General features: G+C 58.1%; 26 protein-coding genes and 1 tRNA gene. 14 read left to right on the forward strand and 13 right to left on the reverse strand.

Annotated features, from left to right (window positions below; translation table 11 throughout):
• Positions 1-3 precede the first annotated feature (3 nt).
• The 3 genes from BT199_RS16395 to BT199_RS16405 are packed head-to-tail and all read left to right on the forward strand — an operon-like array spanning position 4 to position 3,579.
• Positions 4-1,254, forward strand: a complete 1,251-nt coding sequence (locus BT199_RS16395; protein ID WP_014719857.1) for an ATP-grasp domain-containing protein — start codon at positions 4-6, stop codon at positions 1,252-1,254.
• Positions 1,254-2,456 (forward strand): MFS transporter, encoded by a 1,203-nt coding sequence (locus tag BT199_RS16400; RefSeq protein WP_019817486.1) that lies wholly within the window; start codon positions 1,254-1,256, stop codon positions 2,454-2,456. Before BT199_RS16395 ends, BT199_RS16400 begins: the two co-directional genes overlap by 1 nt.
• Before the next feature lies 1 nt (position 2,457).
• On the forward strand, positions 2,458-3,579 hold the full coding sequence (locus BT199_RS16405) for an aminotransferase class V-fold PLP-dependent enzyme (protein WP_014719855.1): 1,122 nt from the start codon (positions 2,458-2,460) through the stop codon (positions 3,577-3,579).
• Between the two features lie 10 nt (positions 3,580-3,589).
• On the opposite strand, the gene BT199_RS16410 is transcribed toward BT199_RS16405, so the two are convergent.
• The 9 genes from BT199_RS16410 to BT199_RS16450 form a co-directional block, all read right to left on the reverse strand.
• Positions 3,590-4,306 carry a hypothetical protein gene (locus BT199_RS16410; protein ID WP_020302011.1) on the reverse strand — a complete coding sequence of 239 codons (717 nt, stop codon included), beginning with the start codon at positions 4,304-4,306 and terminating at the stop codon, positions 3,590-3,592.
• A gap of 98 nt (positions 4,307-4,404) precedes the next feature.
• Positions 4,405-4,659, reverse strand: a complete 255-nt coding sequence (locus BT199_RS16415; RefSeq protein ID WP_014719853.1) for a Txe/YoeB family addiction module toxin — start codon at positions 4,657-4,659, stop codon at positions 4,405-4,407.
• On the reverse strand, positions 4,656-4,910 hold the full coding sequence (locus tag BT199_RS16420) for a type II toxin-antitoxin system Phd/YefM family antitoxin (protein ID WP_003194039.1): 255 nt from the start codon (positions 4,908-4,910) through the stop codon (positions 4,656-4,658). Before BT199_RS16420 ends, BT199_RS16415 begins: the two co-directional genes overlap by 4 nt.
• A 144-nt stretch (positions 4,911-5,054) precedes the next feature.
• Positions 5,055-6,308 (reverse strand): 2-aminoadipate transaminase, encoded by a 1,254-nt coding sequence (locus tag BT199_RS16425; RefSeq protein WP_032903660.1) that lies wholly within the window; start codon positions 6,306-6,308, stop codon positions 5,055-5,057.
• 110 nt (positions 6,309-6,418) lie between these two features.
• Positions 6,419-7,432, reverse strand: a complete 1,014-nt coding sequence (locus tag BT199_RS16430) for a sensor domain-containing diguanylate cyclase (protein WP_019817488.1) — start codon at positions 7,430-7,432, stop codon at positions 6,419-6,421.
• A gap of 138 nt (positions 7,433-7,570) precedes the next feature.
• A complete protein-coding gene (locus BT199_RS16435) occupies positions 7,571-9,472 on the reverse strand; it encodes an alkaline phosphatase D family protein (RefSeq protein ID WP_072435020.1) in 1,902 nt (633 codons plus the stop codon).
• Between the two features lie 442 nt (positions 9,473-9,914).
• The gene (locus BT199_RS16440) at positions 9,915-12,143 is read right to left on the reverse strand and encodes an ATP-binding protein (RefSeq protein WP_014719849.1); all 2,229 of its coding nucleotides are present in this window, start codon (positions 12,141-12,143) and stop codon (positions 9,915-9,917) included.
• Positions 12,140-12,754, reverse strand: coding sequence for a biliverdin-producing heme oxygenase (locus BT199_RS16445; RefSeq protein WP_003194034.1), 615 nt, complete (start codon positions 12,752-12,754; stop codon positions 12,140-12,142). The genes BT199_RS16440 and BT199_RS16445 overlap by 4 nt, the downstream gene beginning before the upstream one ends.
• 212 nt (positions 12,755-12,966) lie before the next feature.
• Positions 12,967-13,329, reverse strand: a complete 363-nt coding sequence (locus BT199_RS16450; protein ID WP_003194033.1) for a response regulator — start codon at positions 13,327-13,329, stop codon at positions 12,967-12,969.
• 163 nt (positions 13,330-13,492) lie between these two features.
• On the opposite strand from BT199_RS16450, the gene BT199_RS16455 reads away from it, so the two are divergent.
• The 4 genes from BT199_RS16455 (at position 13,493) to BT199_RS16470 (ending at position 15,251) form a co-directional block, all read left to right on the forward strand.
• A complete protein-coding gene (locus BT199_RS16455; protein WP_072435022.1) occupies positions 13,493-13,924 on the forward strand; it encodes a bleomycin resistance protein in 432 nt (143 codons plus the stop codon).
• Positions 13,925-13,954: 30 nt separating this feature from the next.
• Positions 13,955-14,329, forward strand: a complete 375-nt coding sequence (locus BT199_RS16460; protein ID WP_072435024.1) for a c-type cytochrome — start codon at positions 13,955-13,957, stop codon at positions 14,327-14,329.
• A gap of 179 nt (positions 14,330-14,508) precedes the next feature.
• Positions 14,509-15,021: a type VI secretion system amidase effector protein Tae4 gene (locus BT199_RS16465; RefSeq protein WP_072435026.1), complete on the forward strand. Its 513-nt coding sequence runs from the start codon at positions 14,509-14,511 to the stop codon at positions 15,019-15,021.
• Positions 15,018-15,251, forward strand: coding sequence for a hypothetical protein (locus BT199_RS16470; protein ID WP_072435028.1), 234 nt, complete (start codon positions 15,018-15,020; stop codon positions 15,249-15,251). Before BT199_RS16465 ends, BT199_RS16470 begins: the two co-directional genes overlap by 4 nt.
• 802 nt (positions 15,252-16,053) lie before the next feature.
• Here the strand turns inward: BT199_RS16470 and BT199_RS16480 are convergent.
• The gene (locus BT199_RS16480; protein WP_014719840.1) at positions 16,054-16,425 is read right to left on the reverse strand and encodes a PH domain-containing protein; all 372 of its coding nucleotides are present in this window, start codon (positions 16,423-16,425) and stop codon (positions 16,054-16,056) included.
• Positions 16,426-16,581: 156 nt separating this feature from the next.
• Here BT199_RS16480 and BT199_RS16485 point away from each other — a divergent pair, with 156 nt between their 5' ends.
• Entirely contained in the window at positions 16,582-17,217 is a 636-nt protein-coding gene (locus tag BT199_RS16485) for a LysE family translocator (RefSeq protein WP_072435030.1), read from the forward strand.
• 8 nt (positions 17,218-17,225) lie between these two features.
• Here the strand turns inward: BT199_RS16485 and BT199_RS16490 are convergent, their stop codons facing one another.
• Positions 17,226-17,918, reverse strand: coding sequence for an NBR1-Ig-like domain-containing protein (locus tag BT199_RS16490; RefSeq protein ID WP_020302004.1), 693 nt, complete (start codon positions 17,916-17,918; stop codon positions 17,226-17,228).
• A 543-nt stretch (positions 17,919-18,461) separates the two neighbouring features.
• Here BT199_RS16490 and BT199_RS27495 point away from each other — a divergent pair.
• Together BT199_RS27495 and BT199_RS16500 are read left to right on the forward strand one after the other, a co-directional pair.
• Entirely contained in the window at positions 18,462-18,950 is a 489-nt protein-coding gene (locus tag BT199_RS27495) for a 2OG-Fe(II) oxygenase family protein (RefSeq protein ID WP_256575972.1), read from the forward strand.
• Positions 18,951-18,976: 26 nt separating this feature from the next.
• Positions 18,977-19,615, forward strand: coding sequence for a LysE/ArgO family amino acid transporter (locus tag BT199_RS16500; RefSeq protein ID WP_072435032.1), 639 nt, complete (start codon positions 18,977-18,979; stop codon positions 19,613-19,615).
• Here the strand turns inward: BT199_RS16500 and BT199_RS16505 are convergent.
• Together BT199_RS16505 and BT199_RS16510 are read right to left on the reverse strand one after the other, a co-directional pair.
• Positions 19,586-19,915, reverse strand: a complete 330-nt coding sequence (locus tag BT199_RS16505) for a hypothetical protein (RefSeq protein WP_020302001.1) — start codon at positions 19,913-19,915, stop codon at positions 19,586-19,588. The genes BT199_RS16500 and BT199_RS16505 overlap by 30 nt on opposite strands.
• Before the next feature lie 83 nt (positions 19,916-19,998).
• Positions 19,999-20,083 (reverse strand) — tRNA-Leu (locus BT199_RS16510).
• A 108-nt stretch (positions 20,084-20,191) separates the two neighbouring features.
• Between BT199_RS16510 and queA the strand changes: the two genes are divergently transcribed.
• The 4 genes from queA to secD all read left to right on the forward strand — a co-directional run bounded on the left by queA (position 20,192) and on the right by secD (position 24,675).
• The gene (queA, locus tag BT199_RS16515; protein ID WP_058410986.1) at positions 20,192-21,241 is read left to right on the forward strand and encodes a tRNA preQ1(34) S-adenosylmethionine ribosyltransferase-isomerase QueA; all 1,050 of its coding nucleotides are present in this window, start codon (positions 20,192-20,194) and stop codon (positions 21,239-21,241) included.
• A 5-nt stretch (positions 21,242-21,246) separates the two neighbouring features.
• Entirely contained in the window at positions 21,247-22,362 is a 1,116-nt protein-coding gene (gene tgt / locus BT199_RS16520) for a tRNA guanosine(34) transglycosylase Tgt (RefSeq protein WP_161937012.1), read from the forward strand.
• A 43-nt stretch (positions 22,363-22,405) separates the two neighbouring features.
• Positions 22,406-22,744 carry a preprotein translocase subunit YajC gene (gene yajC / locus BT199_RS16525; protein WP_003175975.1) on the forward strand — a complete coding sequence of 113 codons (339 nt, stop codon included), beginning with the start codon at positions 22,406-22,408 and terminating at the stop codon, positions 22,742-22,744.
• A gap of 62 nt (positions 22,745-22,806) precedes the next feature.
• Entirely contained in the window at positions 22,807-24,675 is a 1,869-nt protein-coding gene (secD, locus tag BT199_RS16530) for a protein translocase subunit SecD (RefSeq protein WP_014719826.1), read from the forward strand.
• Positions 24,676-24,681: the final 6 nt, after the last annotated feature.

Genomic DNA, 24,681 nt, shown 5'->3' on the forward strand with positions numbered 1-24,681 from the left:
CTTATGAAGCAGTACGTCGCATTGGTGGATGTCTACTCGAGCGGTAATTTCCTGCCGCAATATTTTCGGGATGCGGGCTTCAGCCTGATCCATGTACAGAGTACCCCAGAGTTGATGCCGAGCATGCTCGGGCCGAATCTGTCGGAGTTCGAACACAATTTGGCGTTCAACGACAACGCTGAAGAGATCGTGCAACGCCTGCGCGAATTCAACGTAGTCGCCGTCATTGCTGGCCAGGAGCCAGGCGTGCCATTTGCCGACTACTTGAGCGAACAACTGCAGTTGTCCACTTCCAACGGCAGCGCGGGGTCACGTGCGCGCCGCGACAAGTTTGAGATGATCAATAAAGTCGCGGCCGCGGGCCTGTTGACCGCCCGCCAGATCAAATCCTCGGACCCCCAGCAACTGCTGGCTTGGGTAGAGGCCGGCCATGTGTTTCCGTGCGTGATCAAACCGCTGAGCTCGGCTTCGACAGACGGCGTCTCGATCTGCCACAACGTCGAGGACGTCAAGCGCGCCTGTGAGGAAGTCATATCCAACCTGGATATCTTCGGCCTGGCCAACACCGAAATTCTTTGCCAGTCCTACCTCAAGGGCCCGGAGTATATCGTCGATACCGTCAGCCGTGATGGGCAGGCCTACGTCTGTGGGATCTGGCGTTATGTGAAGCGTGAAATCAGTGGCGGCAAGAACATCTATGACCGTGACGTTCTGATTGCGCCGGACAGTGCCGAGGCCAACGTACTGGTCGATTACATCGTGCAGGCGCTCAAGGCGTTGGGTATCAATAACGGCCCAGCCCATTCGGAAGTGATCCTCACTGAAGCCGGCCCTGCGCTGGTAGAAGTCGGTGCTCGCTTGAACGGCAACATGGAGCCCCGATTCCACGACATCAGCCTGGGCGGCAACCAGGCGCAGCTCACCTATCTGGCGTACTGCGATGGTGAGGCGTTCAAGGCAAACTATGCCGGCAAGCGCTATCAAAAGCTCAAGGAAGCCTGTGTCATCAATACCGATACTACGCTGCAAGGTGAGGTCACTGGCTTCAACGACTCAGCTATCCAACTGATCGAGGCGCTGCCCTCGGTGCATAAGCTGAGCGTCAAATACAAGGCCGGCAAGTTGATGAAAAAGACCGTGGACCTGCTCAGCAGCCCTCTGCGGGTGTTTCTGGTATCGGAGAGCCAGCGCAGTATCGACGAGGATTACGAGCAGATTCGCCAGAACAAAGACCACGTCTATGTGATCCGCTGATGATGGGCACCTATCGCGCTTTACGTGGGCTCAATGCCCGCTTGCAGTTGCTGTTCCTGATCACCTTGGTGTTCCGCATGGGCACCATGGCGTTCCCTTTCTATGCGGCGTACCTGATTCATCAGCACGCCGTATCGGCGGGCACCGCAGGTTTGCTGGTGGGCGTGTATGGCGCGGGTGCGTTGTTTGTGGACTTGATCATCGGCGGGGTGATCAAGCGTTTTTCTGCCAATCGGGTGATCCTCGGTTCGTTACTGCTCAATGCGGTGCTGCTGCTGATCATTCCGTCGGTGGATAACACCGTGGTGTTGTTTGTGCTGTCGTTTCTATGGGGGGGCTGCTACGAAGCATTCACCCCCGCCACGTTCTCCGAAACAGTGGCTCACAGCAGTAGCGAATCGCGCAAAGTGGCGTTCTCCTGCAACCGCCTGGCGATCAACATCGGCATGGCAATCGGGCCGCTCTTGGGCAGCCTGATTTTCCTGAGTAACGCCGATGCGGTGTTCTACCTCAACGCGGCGTTGTCCCTTGTCGCCTTTATCGCCTGCCTGTGGTTTGGGCGTACGGTGCCGGTGACACAAGGGGCTGGCGTTGCCAGTAAAGGCAATGGGCTGCCGGAAAGCGCAATGCACGAGCGTTCGCGCTTGCTGGTGATTCTGCTGGCAGCGTTGCCGGTGCACATCGCCTATGCGCTGCCGCCAACGTTTCTGTCGGCCTACATCATCAACTACACCGAGTTGCCGGCCTACTACGTCGGCATCATCTTTTTTATCAATGCACTGCTGGTGATTCTATTCGAAGTACCGATTAACCAACGCATGTCGCACCTGTCGAGCAGTCGCTCACTGGTGGCGGGTTTCCTGATGGCCGGCGTAGGGTTTTTCCTGATGGGCTTCAGCCATATCGGTGCATTGTTGCTGGCCGCCACCGTGCTCTGGAGCCTGGGGGAGATGGTTGTGTTCCCCGGTATCACCCACTACGTCAGCAGTATCTCCAGCCGTCACACCGTTGACCGCAACCTCGGCTATTACTCGGCGGGGGTGAATATCGGCGTGATGATCACACCGCCGCTGGCGTTCATGCTGATGTCACAGCCATCCCTGCCTTCGCCGTGGCTGCTGGCGGGTACGGTATTGCTGTTGTTCGCAGTGGCAGTGGGCGTGATGAAAGGATCGGCTGTTTTGTGGAACAAGGAAGCATGAAATGAATAGGGTGCATTTGAACACCGCCGGTGCGGGCCTGATGTCGTCGGCCACGCTCAATGCTATACAGCGTTTTACCTCCATTGAAGCGCAGATAGGCAGCTATGAAGCCGAGCTTGCCTATGAAGAGTTGCTCAACGTCGACTTGTACCGAGTGATGGCCGGTCTGTTGAATGCTCAGCCTTCACAGATTGGTTTTTTCAGCAGTGCCACCGAAGCCTGGACCAGCATCCTCGGCAAACTGCAATTTCCCCGGGGTAAGCGGGTCTGGGTGTCAACTTCTGAGTACGCGGCCAACCTGATCTTTTTCAACTACCTCAAGTTATCGAGTGACATTCGCGTCGAAGTGATCCCCACCACGGCCACCAGCCCGCTGGATCTGGAGTGGGTGCGGCGTCATTTGGACGATGATGTGTTCCTGGTCAGTGTGTCGCACCTGCCTTCGTGCTGTGGGGTGATCAATCCGGTGGAAGCGCTGGGCGCGTTGCTCAAGGACGCGAATGCGTTGTATGTGGTGGATGCCTGCCAGTCGTTGGGGCAGTTACCGCTGGATGTGCGGGATATCCATTGTGATTTGTTGACAGGTGCGGGCCGCAAGTTTCTCTGCGGGCCCCGTGGCAGTGGGGTTGCTTACGTGTCGCCACGCTTGCTTGGCCAATTGCAGCTCAATTTTGCCGACTTGCACGCCGCCAGCACCGATGGCCAGGTCAACCGGCTGGACGTGGCCAGTGCGCGGGTGCTGGAAATTGCTGAAAAAAGCCTCTCGGCTCAGGTGGGCATGCATACGGCGCTGCAGGAGTATGTGCAGGTCGGCGGCGGGCAGGTGAGTACAGAGCCCTATGCGCTGCTGGCGAAGGAATTGCGGCGCCTGCCGCAGTTGACGCTAATGTGCGACCAGTTCGAGCAGACTGGAATTGTCTCGTTTGTGCCGCACAACCTGCCGGCCAAGGCATTTGTCGGCCAAGCCCGCGAGCTGGGGCTCAACTTGTGGGCAGGCACCACCGCTCACACTCCGTTGTTGCTTAAGGACCTGGGCGTCACACACTTTGTGCGTGCCTCGGTGGGCCGGCATATCACTCTCGCCCAGGTCGAGCAGGCTCTTTTGACCCTGCGAAGTTTGTAGTGTTGGGCACTTACTGGGCGGCGATGGCGTAGCCGTCAAAGGCGCTTTGCTGTTGCAGCGCGGTCACGATGCTCTTGCGCGTGACCGGCTGCTCGGCGCCGCTGTTGTCGATGAAGGTTTCGCTCGCAAGCTCCGCCTCGCTGCCTTCGCCTACAAAGGTGAAGCCCAGGAACTCCAGTGCTTCGCGGTCCACATTGAGCTTGGAGCGCGGCGTGCGCAGCGGCAGGGTGACGCTGATGCCATCTTTGCTGATCACAAACACTTCGGTGTCTTTCTTGGCGCGTGCAGCTTTGCCCTTGCCGGCGCTCGGGTTGCTGATGGCCTGGTGCGACTGGTTAAGCACCTTGAGGGCCAGGCCATAGACCAGTTCCTGGAACTCGGGATCGTCCTTGAAGCTGGACAGGATGCGGCTGATCGAGAACTGACTGCTCAGGTGTTCCAGGGCGGCGTTGTCTGCGGCTTCGGCGTCTTTCAATTGCTTGAGCTGGCCCATCAGCTCATAGGCTTTGTCATCATCGAAGGCATCGTGGGCCTGGCGGATGGCAACGCGCAGCTCGCGGATCTGGTCGCTTTCTTTGGAGGTGTGAAACGCGTCCAGCACCATCTCGCTGATGATCTTGGCGGCTGGCACATGCTGTGAAAGATTGATGGCGTTTTCGTATTCGGCTTTGGCGTGCAGGGCGACTACGGATTCTTCGGCGGATTTTTCGGTGTAGGAATCAGACATTAAAATTTCACTGCGTAGTATGCGGAGAGACAAAAAACGTCGGGCATTTTCAGCGGGTGGGGGGATCAGGTCAAGGTGGCTGGGGCGTCAGAATAATTTCAGTAGTGGTAGCGGCACATCAATATTTGTACTTCATCATCCTCGATGCCATAAACCAAACGATGCTCCGCGGTGATTCGTCGAGACCAGAAACCACTCAGGTTATGTTTGAGGGGTTCAGGCTTCCCCACGCCGCCGAACGGGTCTCTTTGTATGGCCTTGATCAAGAGATTGATGCGCTTGAGCCCGGCTTTGTCGTTCTGTTGAAACCAGAGGTAGTCGTCCCAGCCTTCAGGGGTAAAGAGTATTTTCATTCTTCAATCAACCGCCTTGGCTTGGCTTTGCCTGCTCGTAAGCTGTTGACTGAGTTAATGAGACGTTCGGCATTTTTAGGCGAGCGCAGCAGGTAAGCCGTCTCTTCCAGAGCATTGAACTCTGATAACGAGATCATCACCACGGGCTCGCCTTTTTGTCGAGTCAGTAGAAGTGGGACGTGATCATCGTTGACGCGGTCCATCGTTTCGGACAGATGGGCTCGGGCGTTGGTGTAGTTGATAGTTTCCATGGGGACTCCTTGTTGGGTGGGTTTAACGTACAGAAATACGTACATATCCACAACGGGAATCTTATCAACGGTCATCCACCTCGCCCGGACTTCACGAACAAGCTCAACGACTGAGTGGAGCAGCGTCAAACCTGTTGATACATGTTACTCGTCCAGTTCTTCGAGGCACGCTTGGAGAATATCCAGACCTTCCTCCAACACCTCAGGCTCAATGGTCAGCGGGGCCAGCAAGCGCACGATGTGCCGCGACTTGCCGCTGGGCATCAGCAACAAGCCAGCCTCTCGCGCCAGCTCCAGCAGTTGCGCCAGTTGCTTGGGGGCGGGTGTGCCGTCGGCATGGGCCAGTTCAATGCCCCGCATCGCGCCGACACCGGTGAGGCGGCCCAGATAGGGCGACAGTTGCTGTGCGCGCCAGGCTTCATAGCGGCCCACAATCGCGGCCGCCTGCGCGACGCCCCAGGCGTGCAGGTTTGTGTCGCTCATCACCTCAAGGGTCGCCAGCGCCGCCCCACAGGCGATGGGATTACCCGAGTAGGTACCGCCCAGGCCGCCTTTGGGCAGGTTGTCCATCAGCGCCTTGCGCCCGACCACCGCCCCCAGCGGCATGCCGCCGGCGATGCTTTTGCCGAGCAGCAGCAGGTCCGGCTCGATGCCCAGGCGCGAGAAGGCGAAACGCTGGCCGGTGCGACCAAAACCCGACTGGATTTCATCAATGATCAGCAGGATGTTGTGCTGGTCGCAGAAGCGCCGCAGCGCCTGGGCGAACTCAGTGTCCAGGGCGAGAAAACCGCCTTCGCCCTGTACCGGCTCGATGATGAAGCAGGCCACATCGGTTACGTCGATCTCCACGCTGAACAGACGCTCCATGGCCTTCAGCGCTTCGGCGCAGGACACGCCGTTATCGGTACTGGGGTAGGGCAGGTGATACACAGGGCCGGGCAGTACACCGACCTTCTGCTTGTAGGGCGCGACCTTGCCGTTGAGGTTGAGGGTCGCCAGGGTGCGCCCGTGGAAGGCGCCGTCAAAGGCGATCACCGCCGTGCGCCCGGTGGCACCACGGGCGATCTTCAGGGCGTTTTCCGCCGCCTCGGCACCGCTATTGGTGAGCATGCCGCTGACGGGGTATCCCACCGGGATAAAGGCGCTGAGACGTTGCATCAACTCGATGTAGGGCGTATGCGGTGCGGCGTTGAACGCGTAATGGGTTAGCCGGGTGGCTTGCTCGCAAATGGCCGCCACCACGGCCGGGTGGCAATGGCCCAGGTTGAGTACGCCGATACCGCCGACAAAGTCGATGTAACGCTTGCCCGCCGTGTCCCAGACTTCGGCGTTTTTACCGTGGCTCAGGCTGATGGGGTGAACGATGGAAATCGACTGGCTGATGCTAGCGTAGCTCATGACTCGGGGACTCGGCAGTGGTGGGCGCAGCGCTATCTAAGCCGCGCGCCTGGCCTTGCCGCAAACGAAATAAAGTTGCCGGGTCATTCCACCTTGGAAGGAGCTGCGGCCTATTCCGACACCCCATCCTTGCCCGCCGCCTTGGATCGGTACAAGGCTTGATCGGCCCGCGCCATCAGCGCCGCCGGCGATTCCCCCATGCGCCGCTCTACTACGCCCAGGCTCAGGGTAACGTTCAACGCGCCCAAGGGGGCCGCCGCCTTGATTTTATGGCGAATCCTTTCGGCCAACTCTTTGGCCGTGTCCAGGCTGCTTTTGGGCAGCACCACCATAAACTCGTCGCCGCCCCAGCGCGCCAGCAAGTCGCTTTTACGTACGCAGGCTTCCAGGTGTTCCACTACCCGTATCAGCGTCTGGTCGCCGACGCCGTGGCCATATTGGTCATTGATCGGCTTGAAGTCATCGACATCCATGGCCACCAGTGCCAAGGGCAGGCGGAAGCGTTCGGCGCGGTCGCATTCCTCCAGCAGCACCTTTTCCAGGCGATACCGATTGGCGATGCGCGTCAGGGCGTCCCGCTCGGCCAAAGAGCGGTTTTCGTCCAGTTGCAATTGCAGTTGCTGGTTGACGCGCGACAACTCGAGGGTGCGCTCCGCGACCAGCGCTTCCAGAGACTGGTTGCGCTTTTGCAACTGTTCGATGGAGCATTTGCGCGTATGGATATCGCGGTGTGCGCCGACCATGCGCGCCACGGAACCGTCGGGGTTGCGGGCAATGACGTAGCCGCGGTCCTCGATCCAGAGGTACGTACCGTCTTCTTTTCGGCAACGGTATTCGGCCCGGTAATGAGCGGCGCGTTGGCTGATGTAGTCATCGAACACCGCCATCACGCGAGGGTAATCCTCGGGGTGGATCACGTTCTCCCAGGTGAAGACGCTGTTTTCCAGGGAGTGGTGGGAGTAGCCAAGCATTTCGTACCAGCCGGGATTGCGGTAGACGAAGCCGGTATTGGCGTTCCAGTCCCAGATGCCATCACTGACCAGTTCCATGATGGCGTGCAACAGGTCGACGTTAAGGTCGGACACCTCATTGCGTAGCGGTTCTTTGCCGGATGTATCGTCCATCTGCGCGCTTCCTGCGGGGGGCTGGCGCCCAAGGCCAGTCATGGTTGACGCCGATACTCCGTGGCTGGCGCTACTGTACATCGGCGCTTGCGCGCTTTGAATAGGGCAGGTGTGCTGCTTATGACGAGTGGCGAAACGCTATTTTTCTGGCGCCATCATCTTTGTTCGAGGTCTTCCATCCGCGTTGTGCTGGTAAATGGCCTGCGGTTGGCCCTGCTCATTGAAAAACACCTGGCCAATGCCCGCCGAGTTCCACAACCGCTCACCCGCTTCGGCATGCTCTGGGATATAAGGCATCACCTGCATGGTGCGGCGGCGGGTAAACCAGTTGAGGGGCGAGCGCGGGGAGTAGAGCCAGCGGTTGAGGCGATCGAACCATTCCAGCAGGCGCGGCGGGAACTCGTTCTTGATGCCACTGCTGGTGATTTGCCAGATCTTGGGACCGCCGTTGCGGTGGCGGATCAGCACTTGGTAGACAAACGAGTAATGCACGTCACCGGAAAGGATCACGTAGTTACCTGGCGTGCGTGAGTGGCGGAAGATATTCAAAATCACTTGGGCGGCGCCGCGGTGGGCCATCCAGTTCTCGGCGTCTACCAGCAGGGGAAAACCGCACCAGCTGAAGACCTTTTGCACCGTCTCGATCAGCTTGACGCCAAAGACCGGCGCGGGCGAGACGATGATGGCGGATGGATGGTCCAGCAGCGCTTGTTGCAGTTCGCTCAAGGCTTCCCAGTCCAGCAGGCCGGAAGGTTGCTTGAGGGTGAACTCGCTGCGCCAGCGTCGGGTGCGGGTGTCGAGTACCACCAGCGCCGGGGTGGTGGGCAATACGTAGTGCCACTGCTGGAATTTCAGCAAGGCCTCCAGCAACGCTTCTTGCGCCGTCGCCTCGAGATGATTGGCCTGTACCCGGCCGGTCAGTGCCTGGGTCTGGTCCAGCAGTTCGCCAAACACCTGGGGCTGGTTGCCCCAGCCCTGGCATAACAGATACGCCAGCAAGGCATTGCCGATGATGCGCTTGGAGAAGGGGTGGCCGTAGGCGGTTTCTTCCCACTGGGCGCTGAGGTTCCAATCGTCAGTGATGTCGTGATCGTCGAACATCATCAGCGTCGACAGGTGCGCGAACACCCGCGCTACCCCAGGCAGGCCGTCGCGGAACTGATCGATATGAACCTGTTCGCGGGCATAGCGTTGTTGTTCTTGCGCACTCAGCGGCGGCGGTTCTGGTGCGATCAGCGTCCAGGGTACCGGCGACCAGGCCAGCAGGTACATGGCGATCACTTCGGCAAAGGTCACCAGGTGATTGTCGGCGGTGCTGCTGGTGAAGATGGGTTTCTTCACACCGCCGAAAAAGCGTTCGCGCAAGGTCTCGTTACTGTCCAGCGCAGGGAGCAGGTCGGCCCGGTGGTAATAGCTGGCGCGATGCCCATAAAGGCTGGCGCTGTCGCTCACCACCGCACCCTCTAGAAACTCATCGAACAGGCCCAGGCGCGCAATCAGCCCGTGAATGGCTCGCAGCATGGGCCCTGCGACGTCGTCGGCGTAGATCTGGTCGCCATTCATCATCAGCAAGGCTGGGCGTTCGAGCGGTGTGCGGGCGTCCGCCAACAGACGGTCGACACACAGCAAGCCTTCGTCGGCACGATGGTGGGGTTTGCGGCACGAGCCATGCACCAAGTGATGGATGCGGCTATGCAGCACGAAGCTTGGCGTAGTCGCGTCGCCATACAGCAAGTGCGGTGCCCATTGTGCAATGCCGAGGCCGTCGATCAACAGGTCGTAACCGATGATTTCATCCTGTGGCAGGGCGTGGCTCAGGGCTATGTCGATCAGGTGGATAACGGCATGGCGGCCGACGGGCACGACTTGGCAGTGCGTTGCATCGAGCGGGATATCCCGCGCCTCGCCCGAGGGTAATTGCAGCCGCAAGCACAGGGGCAGGGCACGACTGCCCACCAACCAGATAACCAGGCGCTGTGGTTCCAGGCGTCTTAGCAAGGGGCCGGCGATCACGGCAGGCAGGATTTCAGGTTGACCCATGAAGAATGCAGCTCATACCAAGTGGGACTGGAAAGGATAACGCAGAGGATGTCAGTGTTTTGTTAACGCAAGTGCAGCGCGTTGCGTTGCACTCGTTGCCGGTGACTCCTAACGGTTTAAACCAGTTTGCCTCCTCCGAGAGAGGTCATACCCGAATCTTTGGGTTTTGGTCGCGTGTCCTGCCCCTGTGGGGGGCTGTCAATCGGCGAAGAGATGGGGGCGGGATTGGCTGAAGGCTGGTTATCTTTCATGCCTTGCTGGATGTTATAGCTCAAGCTGTCAAACGAATTGCTAATGATCATCGGTACAACCCCTTACTCAATTGGAGGACTGTTGTCGCACCAATACTCCCTTTGAGTGCGCACCGTTTCAGTGGCATTGGCCGGGTTGTTCGTTCCCGGCCAAAGGTATCCGCATGTTGGGTTTAGAAAATGGGCGCGTTTCAGGCAGGCTTTGGCACCGTAAACCTGAACTCACTACCGCACCCCAACTCACTTTCGGCCTCGATGCGCCCACCATGAGCCTGGACAATCCCCTGGGTGATATACAGCCCCAACCCGCTGCCGGTGGGGTTGTTTTCAGTCTGGGTCCAATAGCGATCGAACACATGGGGCAAATCGTCCGGTGCAATGCCTTCACCGGAATCTCGCACCGAAAATACAATCTCCTCGCCGTTGCTCATGGCGCTGATGCCGATGTTGCCTTGGCGTGGGGTGAACTTGATCGCATTGCCGATCAGGTTCGACAGCACCTGGAACAAGCGCTCCGGGTCGGCCTTGATCTGCAGGCCGGGCTCGACATTGAACGACAGGTCGATGCCTTTTTCCGAGGCCAGGGGGGCCAGCAACGAATACGCTTCTTCAAAGATCTGGCTGACGTCCAGCGCCACCGGCTTGACCACATAGCGCCCGGCCTCGATCTTCGAGGTGTCGAGCAAATCTTCCAGCAACACATTCATGCGCCCGGCGGCCTGTTGCATGGTGTCGATCGCGGAAGAGATACGGCGTGAGGTGTGTGGACCATCGGAGCTGAAGGCTTTTTGCATCATGCCGCAGAGCATGGAGATGACGGTCATGGGGTTGCGCAGGTCGTGGGAAACCACCGCGACCAGCTCGTCCCGCGCACGCACCGCTTGTTGCTCGCGCAGCACTTGGCGGGACAGGTCGTTCTCCAGGGCCGAGCGGCGCAAATCGTTGGCGGCAAACAGGTCGCCATGGCTCCATTTGGTGGAGATGCCGGCCATTTCCACTTTCCAGATTTCAAACGAGGTGCGTGGGCGAAGGCGCATGCCCGCGTCGCAGGTTTCCAGATTCAGCGGCTTCTGCGGGTCGCCACTCCAGTGGATGTTCTCTTTGACTTCCGGGCGAAACCACAACACACCGTTATCCACAGGCTTGGGCAAGCTCATGGCGAGCACGCCGCTGGCCACGCTCTGGAACTCAGCGGCAGGCGGGTAAACCGAGGCCAGGTTATGGCTGGAAAATACCGGTTCACCGTTGGCCTGCAACCACTTGTGCAGCGCGCGTATCTGCGCCGGTTCCGGGCAATTGCCGTAGCGGTGCAGTTGTTTATCTTCGATGATCGCCACGCCGCCGGAGAGGGTCAGGTCCATCAGCATTCGGCCTTGTTGGGCCAGGCCGTCGAAGACGTTATTGGCAGAGGCTTTCATCGCCAGGTCCAGCAGCGCCAGCGCTTGGACTTTCTCGTCGCGCTGGCGGGTCAGCTCCAGGGCCTCCATGGCACTGATCTGCAATGACAGCACTTGGCCGATGGTCTGGCAGGCCATGCGCAGGTCATTAGGTACCAGCAGCGGCTCACGGTTGCCGCAGCTGATCAGGCCCCAGAGTTTGTCGCCCTTCATCAACGAAATACTCATGGACGACAACACGCCCATGTTCTGCATGTACTGGCAGTGAATCGGCGACACGCTGCGCAGGGTGGCGAAGCTCAGGTCCAGGGGCTGCCCGGTGTCCGGGCGCAATTTGGGCACCAGCGGTACCGGTTCGTAGGACGCATTCGGGATGATCCGTAGCCAGTTGGTGCGATACAGCTCCCGAGCCTGCTCGGGGATGTCGGACGCGGGGAAGAACAGCCCGTTGAACAATTCCATTGACGGCGCCGAGGCCTCCGCGATCACCTGGCCATGGCCTTCCTCTTCGAAGCGATAGATGAGCACCCGGTCATAACCGGTCATGGCCTGGATTTCGTTGACGGTGATGGCGTAGAGCGCCTCCAAGGTCTTTGCCGATTGCAGGCGGTGCAGCATCTTGCCCAGATCGCTGGTGCGGCCATTGTGCGCTCGGGGTTTGAAATCCTTGAGCCGTGGTTCGAATTCCAGCACTAACACGCCCTGGTGGCGATGCAACAGGCCTTCGAACTGCTCACCCTTGAAGGTGATCAGCAGGGGCGGCGAGTCCAGGAATGCGCTGTCCTCGGCCATGGTTCGCACGGCCTGGGCGTACTCCTCGCCAATCAATCTGTGCAACGGTTGATCCAACAGCGCCTCGGGGGCGTGGCCGAACAACGTACCGACGTTGGCACTTACCTGAATAATGTTCAGGCCAGGTTCCGACAAAGTCAGCAGCACGCCGTGGGGCTGGATGGCCCCCGGAAAACGAATGGGTTCGTCGGCGCAGTTGGCAAGCAGCTCTTCAAAATCTTCGGGTTTCATAGCAATACCTCCTGGCTGTCGAGCCATTGCTCAAAGCCGCTGAATGTCGAACGGGCCGCCATCACCGCGCGCGCGGCGGCATCTGTATCCAGTGGCTGGCGGCTCAGATAATCGAGGAAATCTTTCCAGCGCCGTCCGGTCTCGGCGCCGTATACATTGAGAAAGGCACCGCCGTTGTCGGCGTTCACATCCAGGCGCAGGGCCATTTCCCGGCGCAGCACTTGGCCACCCAGGGTGGCGCCTTCCAGCACATACAGGGCGCCGAGACACGCAGCCGGCGTGTTTAATACGGGGAGTTGGGTACAGCGAGGCAGGGCATGGATGGCGTGGTCAGTCAGGCCGAGTGCGTGCAGGTCATGGACCAGTGTTGGCGTTTTCACACGCAACACAGGTTCATATCCATCGGGAATCAAACCGCTGTCATACAGCGCCGCTTCCATCGGCTGATAAAAGCCGTAGTACGCTTGCAGCAGGCGCCGATACCACTGGGCATCCAGGCGCTCGGAAAAAAACGGCAGGCGCTGTTCCAACGCCACATGCAGCAGGCCCGTGCCCGTGCGCAACGTTTCCAACAAGGAGGGCGCACTAACGTCATGGGCCTGTGAATGCATTCAATGAGCTCGAACTGTGGGCCTGTCGGCCATGAATGACGCGTGAAAATGGGCGACGATTCTACACAACTCATTGTCGTCAGCTGAACGCAGAAGCGAAAAGGCTGACCAGCGGATCAGAAAAGTCGCTCCCTGCACCTTACATGACCGCAGAACTGGCCCTCAAGTTCGGTTGAAATTATATCGCGCTGCTATCAACGCAGGGGCAGGCCCTAGTGCGTCAATGCTGTCTGCACGCACTCAAGCAAGTGGTCGGTACTCCAGGGCTTGGGCAGAAACCGCACGGAACTGCCCAACTCGGCGGCGATTTTCGTATTACCTGAGGTCAGCACTACTTGTACTTCAGGCCAGCGGTGGGCGACCACACGGCTCAAGTCATAACCATTGAGCAAGCCGGGCATTTGAATATCACTGACAATCAAATCCACCGGGTCATCGCCGCGCTCCAGGTAAATCATCCCTTCGTCTGCCGATGCAAACGATGTCACCACCGCACCAAAGTCTTCCAGCACATCTACCATCAACGCCCGAATGATCTCGTCGTCTTCCAATACCAAAATCGATGGCTGAGCCATGATCTTTACTCCACCATCAGGGGGTTCAGTAAGGTGGAGTGGAAGGTGGCCGGATAGGTTCGATTGGATGTTTTTTAATCGATGGGTGGTCGTTTGACTGCTTGTGAGCCATGGGCACGGCAATCCGTTAAGGTGAACGCCACTCTGCCATCCAAGGAATGCCATGTTCAACCGTAACCCACTCGTGCCTGAACTGATCGTCACCCGCCTTGGCGCGAGCCTGGCGTTCTGGATCGAACAGTTAGGTTTCGCTATTGCCTATCAGCGCGCAGAAGAAGGCTTTGCCTACCTCGACCTTAACGGCGCGCAAATCATGCTCGAACAATACGACCCCGAGGCCGGCCAGTGGCTTACCGCACCGTTGCAGCCCCCATTCGGGCGCGGCATCAACCTGCAAATCGATGTGCCCGCCGTAGCACCCATCCTGCAACGCTTGGCGCAGATCGGCTGGCCCTTGTTCCGCGATGTAGAGGACGCCTGGTACCGAGCCGGTGACGTGGAGGCCGGGCAGCGCCAGTTCATCGTGCAAGACCCGGACGGGTATCTGGTGCGTCTGGTGCAGCGGCTGGGAGAAAGGCCGGTCGAACAGGCATAATCCACGGCAACAGCCGATAGGGAGACGTGAATGAAGTATGTGTTATTGACCCTCGCCCTGACCGTTATCGCCGCACCCGCGTTCGCTGCGGGCGACGCCGAGGCGGGCGGCAAACTCTTCACCAAGACCTGCGGCGGCTGCCACAGCATTGGTGAGGGGGCGCGGGGTGGTTTTGGCCCGGAACTGAACGGCATCATTGGCCGGCCTGCCGGTACCACTCAGGACTATCAGTATTCGGATGCGATGAAGAACTCGGGCGTGGTGTGGACGCGGGAAAAACTGGCGGCCTACATCGAAAATCCGAAGTCGGTGGTGAGTGGCACGCGGATGATCTTCTGGGGGATCAGTGACCAGGAGAAGATTGAAAATATTCTGGCGTATCTGGAGACATTCCAGCCCAAGTGAGATGCCCAGGCTGGCACGCATCACCGTCCTCTGTCCTCCTACAAAAAAGCACAGTGTGAGCGTTAGCCTGCATCAAAAGCCTACACACAAGTAGGACTGTTCTGATTTGCGCCTGACCTCACCATTATCGGCAAAGCGTTTGCTACGTTCGTGTGAAAAATACGCGATGGAAGCGCTTAATGCTGACGTTCAACTCCCTATGGAAAAACCACCCGGAAATTTTCGGAGACGCCGCCCCTTGTAGAACCAACGGCGCCAAAAATTTCAGTGACCAATGCGCCATTAACCTGGGCGTAGCACTGCGCAGGTCAGGCGCCGACCTGAGCAGATTGAGAGGCGTGCGCTATTGTTGGCAGCATGCCAAGAGTGAGGGCCATGTGCTGGCGGCTGAGGAAATGGCCAAAGCTCTAAATGGCGCGAATATCCCCGGCTTGCAGCGGCCGAAAAAGATAAAACCTGAGGATTTCGAAGAAGTGTTGGCGGGGCAGCAAGGCATTATCTTTTTCAAAGATTTTTGGCGCCGAGGGAATGAGACGTTTGGCAATCGCAGCGGTGACCACATTGACCTTTGGAATGGACGGCGGTTGACGGATTGGCTGAGTTATCCGCGTATCCAGCTGGGATTTTCGATTGAGGGGACGTTCTCGGACTATCACGAGTCCAGGGAGATCTGGTTTTGGAAGATCATATGAAATTGGTTAAGGGCGTGGTGTTTGTCGTCGGGGTGGTTGTAGTGGCGCTCGGATTGTTTAACGGTTTGGTGGTGGTCATGTCTGCGTATTTTGGGCCGTTTTATCAAGGGGATGCGGATCAGAGCAGGAATTTTGGGTTTTGGTTGGTTGGGAATGGGGTTGTGATTTTGGGAGCGGCGTTCAGTGGGGCGGTTTGGTATGGCAGGCGTTTGAGTAAGGGGCGGGAATGATGGTGTACTTCGACGGGGTTGAGGGGCGACTTAAAATTAGGCGAGCTCGGGTTGTGCGCTTAAAAACGTTGAGAGAACGGCAGGATATTGTGAGTCAGATATGTATGGAGGCTTTGGCGCTGCAGGCACAGGAACTGGGAATGGGATATGGCTCCGATGAGCGGGATAGCTATGGTGATGGCTATTTGCTAGTTTCGAGAGTGGCCGGTGACCACCAGCACTTCGATTAAGTGGGTGCCTGAGTATTTAGTGATTCAGCGGCTGTGATTTTCCTGAGTAAGTCCAACGTACCTTAAGGAAACTAAAATGACAGATAGAAGACCTCTGAATCCAAATGTTAATGTTCCGAAGCCCGGTGGTGGCGAGCAGCCGCGATCAAGAAATAAAGATGGCCAGGTTCGCGATAAGCGGGACGATGCAGGAAAGCCCAGGAAGAAGTAAATAGCAGAAAGGGAAGGCCTACCATGTAAGTAGGCCTGCTCTTTGGATTTGATAATCATAGAAAGCGAACCCTCTAACTTTCTCTCGAGGGCAATTTTCTTGAGCACGTATAGGGGCTGGCGTCATCGCAGCATAGGTATCACACAACTTCGGCGCGACGCTGGACCTGTGGCGAGGGAGCTTGCTCCCGTGACGGCCTGACAGCCAGCGCTGGTCTAACTGATGCGCTGCGATCCAAATGTGGGAGCTGGCTTGCCTGCGAAGACGGCCTGACAGCTGACACAGTTATACCGAGTACATATCCAGTCCTGAGGTAACGGCCACTTAGGGTTCCGCCCTGACGGCGGCTTGTGCCTGCGGATCAACTCAGCAGATGCTTGGAAATCAGTCGGGAGATTTCCACGATCGAGGTCTTGCCAGTGAACTCGAATTTCACCTTCCCCAACGACGAAAAATAAATCTCCAACTCCGAATCCAAGTCAAACGTCCCGGACGTTTCCACCGAGTACGCCACGATGTTCTTGTATGGCAATGAGGTGAAATCCTTCTTGCTGCCGGTAATCCCCTGCACGTTCACCGCGATGATGCGTTTGGTGGTGAACACGACGCCGTCGCGCATGGCCTTGTAGGCGTCGACCACTTCTTCGCCGTCCAGCAGCAGGGCCGCTACGCGTTCGGCGTATTCGTTGTTTTGCTTGAGCTTGAAGAAACCTTTGTTGTTGAAGTCGATCATGTGCCTGTCCTGGGTAGGTGATGCCGCCGGTGTATGACGTTTTGCCTGCGGATCTGTATCTAACGCCTGGGCCTTCAAGCCTCTAGCATGACGCTCAACACGACCGCGTCGGCGAAGGATTTCACGCTGGCAGCCTAAAAAACCAGGAGCCAATCCATGCCTGATATGTCCAGCTTGCTCGCCTACGGCCTGATTTCACTCGGCATGGTACTGACACCGGGGCCGAACATGATCTACCTCATTTCCCGCTCCATCTGCCAGGGGCGCACGGCCGGGTTGATTTCCCTGGGCGGGGTGGCGCTGGGGTTTGTGGTGTACATGGTGTGCGCGGCGCTGGGTATCACGGCGTTGGTGATGGCGGTGCCGTTTGCCTACGACGCGCTGCGGCTCGGCGGAGCGCTGTATCTGGTGTACCTGGCCTGGCAGGCGGTCAAGCCGGGTGGGCGCTCGCCATTCCAGGTGCGCGACTTGCCCAAGGACAGCCCGCGCAAGTTGGTGACCATGGGCTTGGTCACCAACTTGCTCAATCCCAAAGTGGCGGTGATGTATTTGTCGTTGCTGCCCCAGTTCATCGATCCGAACGGTCATGGCAGTGTGCTGATGCAATCCCTGGCGCTGGGCTCCCTGCAGATTGTTATCAGCGTGAGCGTCAACGCGGTGATTGCCTGCATGGCGGGTTCCATCGCGGTGTTTTTTGTCACCCGGCCAGGTTGGCAGGTGCTGCAGCGCTGGCTGATGGGGTCGGTGTTGATGGGTTTGGCGGTGCGGATGGCGGTAGAGGGGCGCAAGTAAGGCTGCTTTCAGCGCGCCATGACGTTGACAATCACATGCAGGATGAATGCTGGCCCGTAGCAAGGCTGCCCATGTTCATCTTCGATACGCCAGATTGAGGTGACGGTACTGGTCTCCCTCGGGGCTCCGAACTCCACGGTGATATGCACTGGCTGGCCGGGCAAAGTATCTGCTATCGGAATATCGTTATTCAGGCTTCGCAGATGGCTATCCATCACCACTTCCAATGGCTCCCCCGAAGCGGTTCGACGGGCGATCACGTACTCACCGTCCACTCTCACCAATCGCCGCCCGCGCCAGGGGCGAATCCCGAGGTTCTGGATCTCCCAGGTTTTCTGAAAGGTTTCACCGGGCAGCACTACGGTCTGGTCAGGCGTGGTCACGTCTGCATTGAATACGGCAATGTCAGATGGGTCGTGCAAGCCAATGGCCCGGTTGGTGATAGCCATTGAGTAAGCATCAGTTGGAGCACCGGTCAGGTCGGCAAAGTAGCGAAACAGCAGCAGCGGGGAGACACGTAGCGCTTTGGCTAATTTGATCAGGGTACGTACGGACGGATCTTTTGAAGCACCGTCCGCCAATGCATAAAGGTAGGTTCTGGAGATGCCAGCCTCCTTAGCCAGGTTAGTCAGGGGTTTTCCCAGTTCTCGGCTGCGTCGTACAACAAGCGCTCGAAGAGTATCGCCAGTTTTGATGCTCATATTTTGCAAACCCGTTTCCAGTGGAAGTCGTCATCTTGTAAGCCAAAAAGGACAACCTGCCCGCCGTCACGGTTACAGAGCGATTCAGACTTTGGTCTTGCTGGCGACGTTGTGAAAGACATGGATAGGTCCCGGTTTGGTTGGCATATCCAGTGTCGCGGTTTCTCACATGCTTGCGAACCTTGTGTGTGTTGCATTCCTTTACATCTATCTGTGGATATAGCTATGAGTCCAATGAAAGCGTGCTGTGAATCCATTGCCCGATCAGGCTTTGGCATCCTGCAAATTCCTGATGCGATGTTGCAGGACTACAAAAAGATCATTGATGGCTAATCGGCCATTCCCCAGGCCATCAAGGATGAGTTTTCCTTTGCCCAGGACACGGATGGTTTTTTCCCTTTTGGCGCCGAGTACTCCCTTGCCGAGGATCACCCGGACCTGTGCGAGCGGTTTTGTTACTGGCCCGCGCACGCTTCAAAAAGAACCGCTTTCGAATTCACCCGAAGTACTTTCGTTGTCGCAGTCGGCAGTTTTGAACGACAGATGAGCGAGTTGGCCCAGGGAGTTATGGATGGCATTTGCGAGGAATTTGGCGTTGCCCCCTTAGCCCCCTTTCGCGCGGCATCGTACATCCAGTTATGTGTCTATGGTCCACAGGCGAAAGACCATTCTCGTCAATATGCCCAGGATCCTCATGAAGACGGGCATATGCTTTCGTTTATCAAGCCTACCCGCGAAGGGCTGGTTTTGATGAAAGAACGATCGTTGGAGCCGGTACGCCTTCTGGAGAACGAGGTCGCGGTGCTGGCGGGTTCCTTGCTGACAGAGCTCTTCGATCATGCCGTGCCTGCCGCCTACCATGCTGTACTTGCGCCCAGCAAACCGGTCGCCAGAAGCTCATTGATCTACTTTGCAAATCCCAATCCGGATCAGTTGCTGACGACCTTTTACCGCCAGAAATCCATTGACCTGGGCAGTACTGTGAATGCTCGTCATACCGGTTTCGGTAATCAACCGATTCAACTGCGCTAAATAGTCCTGGAGGGCTCGAACAGTCCATGTTTCCTCACTTCAATGCCCTTTACATCGAAGGTTTGCTCTTGGGTATCGGACTGTTCGCCGCTCCTAGCCCGAAAGACACCTTGGTGATCCGCCAAGGTGTCGGTCGCGGGCCGATCTGGGGCGTTGTCGCTATTTGCGTAATGGCCGATATTTTCCTGATCGCTTTCGGGGTCACGGGTTTAGGTTCGTTGTTGGGAAGCCGGCCTGAGGTGATGGCACTATTGCTGTTGTCCGGCGCTGCGTATCTGCTTTGGTTTGGTGGCCAACGTCTGTTGGCCTGCATCCGGGATCAGTCCATGCCGGACGCTCAAGGCGGCAACTCGCAAAGAGGGCTGTTGCGCTCGGCGGTCATACTCGGCTTTGCCAACCCTTACGCCTGGCTCGATACCGTGGTGTTGATTGGTTCCATCGGTGCCACGAAACCTGCGGGCCAACAGGCGCTGTTCGCGACAGGCGCCATGACGGCATCACTCGTGTGGTTCGTGGTGTTGGCGCTGTGCTGTCAGCGATTGACGGTATTGTTTCGCAAGCCTGCGGTCTGGCGCTGGCTGGATGCAGGGGTGGCGGTGTTGATGGTTTACCTGGCCGTTACCCTGATTACCGATTCATTGCACATCTTTCAGATAGCTCTTTAGTACGGTCAGCGGGCAGGTCAACTCATCAAGACGAGCGATGTTTTGCACATCGGTGGATAGCCTTTGCAATTCACGCCCGAGAACGCTGTCCGCTCCACCCAATGCAATCAACGCCTGGGTGATGCACTCATCGAGCTTCAACTGGATCTCGGCCAGGTTTCCCTGGCGCACCAACAACCCAAACACCTCGCGATCATAGCCCTCCATCACGGGATCATCGCGCAGCAATGGGCTGCCGTGGTCAGTCTCATGCACCAGCTTCAACGCGAACAACGCAACCGCTTCAAGCGTCAACTCCATGGTCCCGCTCCCTCCACTGCCACGCCTGGCACTTTTTTGCAGGCGAAAAAAAAGACCTTGAATTTCAAGGTCTTTCTTTAAGATGGTGCCCCGAGGGAGACTCGAACTCCCACTCCTTTCGAAAACGGATTTTGAATCCGCCGCGTCTACCAATTCCGCCATCAGGGCTCAATGGCGGCGAAGTATAGAGATGAGATTACCGTTGGTCAATCACGTTTCATGGTCTATTTTCACTATTTCCGCTAGACTTCCCGGCCCTGCTAGACGAACCCCATCATGCGCGTTGCTGACTTTACTTTTGAGCTCCCTGATTCGCTGATCGCTCGCCACCCTTTGGCCGAGCGTCGCGCCAGTCGACTGCTGACCCTGGACGGGCCCAGCGGTGCCCTCGCACACCGTCAATTCACTGATTTGCTTGAGCATTTGCGCCCAGGCGATTTGATGGTTTTCAACAATACCCGGGTGATTCCGGCGCGGCTGTTTGGCCAGAAAGCGTCCGGCGGCAAGCTGGAAATTCTGGTGGAGCGGGTGCTGGACAGCCATCGCGTGCTGGCCCATGTGCGCTCCAGCAAGTCGCCCAAACCGGGGTCGAGCATCTTGATCGAGGGCGGTGGCGAAGCCGAGATGGTGGCGCGCCACGATGCCTTGTTCGAGCTCAAGTTTGCCGAAGAAGTGTTGCCGCTGTTGGAGCGCGTCGGCCATATGCCGTTGCCTCCTTATATAGACCGCCCCGACGAAGACGCGGACCGCGAGCGCTATCAGACCGTGTACTCACAGCGCCTCGGCGCCGTCGCCGCACCGACTGCCGGGCTGCATTTCGACCAGCCATTGCTGGATGCGATTGCCGCCAAGGGCGTCGACACGGCCTATGTGACCCTGCACGTGGGGGCCGGTACGTTTCAGCCGGTGCGTGTGGATAACATCGAAGACCACCATATGCACAGCGAATGGCTGGAGGTCAGCCAGGACGTGGTGAATGCGGTGGCGGCGTGCAAGGCGCGTGGCGGTCGAGTGGTTGCCGTGGGCACCACCAGTGTGCGCTCGCTGGAGAGTGCAGCGCGTGATGGCGTGCTCAAGCCGTTCAGTGGCGACACCGATATTTTCATTTTTCCAGGGCGACCCTTTCATGTGGTCGATTGCCTGGTCACCAACTTCCATTTGCCCGAATCCACGCTGTTGATGCTGGTGTCGGCATTTGCCGGTTACCCGGAAACCATGGCTGCCTACCAGGCCGCCATCGCTAACGAGTACCGTTTTTTCAGCTACGGTGATGCGATGTTTATCACCCGTAACCCGGCGCCGCGCGGCCCTGAGGACAACTTATGAGTCGTATGTCGTTTGAATTGCTCGCTACGGACGGCAAAGCCCGTCGCGGCCGTCTGACCTTCCCACGCGGCACTGTGGAGACCCCGGCCTTCATGCCGGTCGGCACCTACGGCACCGTCAAAGGCATGTTGCCCCGCGACATCGTCGCCACCGGTGCCGAGATTATCCTCGGCAATACCTTCCACCTGTGGCTGCGCCCGGGCACGGAAGTGATCAAGAAGCACGGCGACCTGCATGACTTCATGAAGTGGCAAGGCCCGATCCTTACCGACTCCGGTGGTTTCCAGGTGTTCAGCTTGGGCGCCATGCGCAAGATCAAGGAAGAGGGCGTGACCTTTGCCTCGCCGGTCGACGGCGCCAAGGTGTTCATGGGCCCGGAAGAGTCGATGCAGGTACAGCGCGATCTGGGTTCGGACATCGTGATGATTTTCGACGAGTGCACGCCGTACCCGGCCGATGAAGACGTGGCGCGTATCTCCATGGAGTTGTCGCTGCGTTGGGCCCAGCGTTCGAAGAATGCCCATGGCGATAACACCGCGGCGTTGTTCGGTATTGTCCAGGGCGGCATGCATGAAAACCTGCGCAAACGCTCGCTGGAAGGCCTCGACAAGATCGGCTTCGACGGCCTGGCCATAGGCGGTTTGTCGGTGGGCGAGCCCAAGCACGAAATGATCAAGGTGCTCGATTACCTGCCTGGCCTGATGCCCGCTGACAAACCTCGTTACCTTATGGGCGTTGGCAAACCGGAAGATCTCGTAGAGGGTGTGCGCCGCGGTGTGGACATGTTCGATTGCGTGATGCCAACCCGTAATGCCCGCAACGGGCATCTGTTCATCGATACAGGCGTGCTGAAGATCCGTAACGCGTTCCATCGCCATGATGATTCGCCGCTGGATCCTACCTGTGACTGCTACACCTGCCAGAACTTCTCCCGTGCTTATCTGCACCATCTGGACAAGTGCGGGGAAATGCTGGGTAGCATGTTGAATACCATCCACAATTTGCGTCACTACCAAGTCCTGATGGCTGGTTTGCGCGAGGCTATTCAACAGGGTACATTGGCCGCCTTCGTCGATGCCTTCTATGCCAAGCGTGGCCTCCCTGTGCCGCCCTTGGACTGAGTTTTCCGACCCTAAGATTCACTATTTGCAACTGGAGTGCTAAATGAGCTTTTTTATCTCTAACGCCATGGCTGACGCCGCTGCGCCTGCTGCTGCCGGCCCTATGGGCGGTGGTTTCGAGTGGATTTTCCTGGTCGGCTTCCTGGTCATCTTCTACCTGATGATCTGGCGTCCACAGGCCAAGCGCGCCAAAGAGCAGAAAAACCTGCTGGGCAGCCTGCAAAAAGGCGACGAAGTCGTGACCACTGGCGGTATCGCCGGCAAGATCACCAAGGTCTCCGATGCTTTCGTGGTACTGGAAGTCTCCGACACCGTGGAAATGAAGTTCCAGAAGGGCGCCATCGCCGCCACGCTGCCTAAAGGCACGCTCAAAGCGATCTGAGTAACAACCTTTACCAATCGACGGGGCGCGCAAGGCGCCCCGCGTTATAAGCGGGCGGCGTGATGCTGAACAAATACCCTCTGTGGAAATACGTACTGATCCTGGCGGTGCTGGCGATCGGTTTTATTTATTCCGCTCCCAATCTCTATCCTGATGACCCGGCGATCCAGATCTCTGGCGCCAGCACTTCGCTGCAGGTCAATCAGGCTGACCTGGACCGTGCGAGCAAAGCGCTCACCGACGCGGGTATCCAGGTTAAAGCGGCAACCTTGGCGGCTGGATCCAAAGGCGGCTTGTTGCGCCTGACCAAGCAAGAAGACCAATTGCCGGCCAAAGATGTCGTACGCAAGGCCATGGGTGACGACTACGTTGTCGCGCTCAACCTGGCCCAGACCACGCCACAATGGCTGCGCAGCATTGGCGCGCACCCGATGAAGCTGGGTCTGGACTTGTCCGGCGGTGTGCACTTCCTGCTGGAAGTCGACATGGACAAGGCCCTGGACGCACGTCTGAAGGTCTACGAAGGCGACGTGAAGAGCCTCCTGCGCAAAGAGAAGCTGCGTTATCGCAGCCTGCCGCAGCTCAATGGCGCCATCCAGCTGGGCTTTGCTGACGAAGCATCCCGCGAACAGGCCCGTGCGCTGATCCGCAAGAACTTCAATGACTTCGACATCGTGCCTGCCGACCTGAACGGCCAAGCGGTACTGCGTCTGGCGATGAGCCCGGCCAAGATCGCTGAAATCCGCGAATACTCCATCAAGCAGAACCTGACCACGGTCCGTAACCGCGTCAACGAGCTGGGTGTGGCAGAGCCGATCGTGCAGCGCCAGGGTGCCAACCGCATCGTGGTTGAGCTGCCAGGCGTACAGGACACTGCTGAAGCCAAGCGTATCCTCGGCAAGACCGCCAACCTGGAGTTCCGTCTCGCGGCAGACCCAGGCGCTACGCGTGCAACTTCCGAAGAATTCGAATTCCGTGAAGGCAACCGTCCTCCTGCGCTGATCGAGCGTGGCTTGATCATCACCGGTGACCAGGTGACCGACGCCAAGGCCGGTTTCGGCGAGCACGGCACGCCTGAAGTGAACATCCGTCTGGATGGCCATGGCGGCGAACTGATGAGCCGCGCCACGCGCAGCAACGTTGGTCGCAGCATGGCGGTGATCTTCATCGAGCAGCGCCCGGTGACCACCTACACCAAGCAGATGGTCAACGGTGTCGAGAAAGACGTGCCGGTGCAGACCTTCAAGGAAGAGAAGAAGATCATCAGCCTGGCGACCATCCAGTCGCCGCTGGGTGCTCAGTTCCGTATCACTGGCCTGAACGGCCAGGGCGAGTCTTCCGAGCTGGCGTTGCTGCTGCGTGCCGGTGGCCTGGCTGCACCGATGTACTTCGCTGAAGAGCGTACCATCGGCCCGAGCCTGGGTGCTGACAACATCACCAAAGGTGTCGATGCGGCGCTGTGGGGTATGTTGTTCGTGTCGCTGTTCATCATCGCCATCTACCGCTTCTTTGGTGTGATCGCCACTGTCGCCCTGGCGGGCAACATGGTGATGCTGCTGGCGTTGATGTCGTTGCTGGGCGCCACACTGACCCTGCCAGGTATCGCCGGTATCGTACTCACCATGGGTATGGCGGTGGACGCCAACGTGCTGATCTTCTCGCGGATTCGTGAAGAGATCGCCGCCGGTATGACCGTGCAGCGTGCAATCAACGAAGGCTTCGGCCGGGCATTTACCGCGATCCTCGACTCCAACCTGACCACACTGTTGGTCGGCGGGATTCTCTTCGCCATGGGCACAGGCCCGGTGAAAGGTTTTGCGGTGACCATGTCCCTCGGGATCTTTACCTCGATGTTCACGGCCATCATGGTGACCCGCGCAATGGTCAACCTGATCTTTGGCGGGCGTGACTTCAAGAAGTTGTGGATTTAAGGGGCT

The sequence above is a fragment of the Pseudomonas sp. NFR02 genome (assembly GCF_900119375.1).
Taxonomy (GTDB): Bacteria; Pseudomonadota; Gammaproteobacteria; order Pseudomonadales; family Pseudomonadaceae; genus Aquipseudomonas; species Aquipseudomonas paracarnis.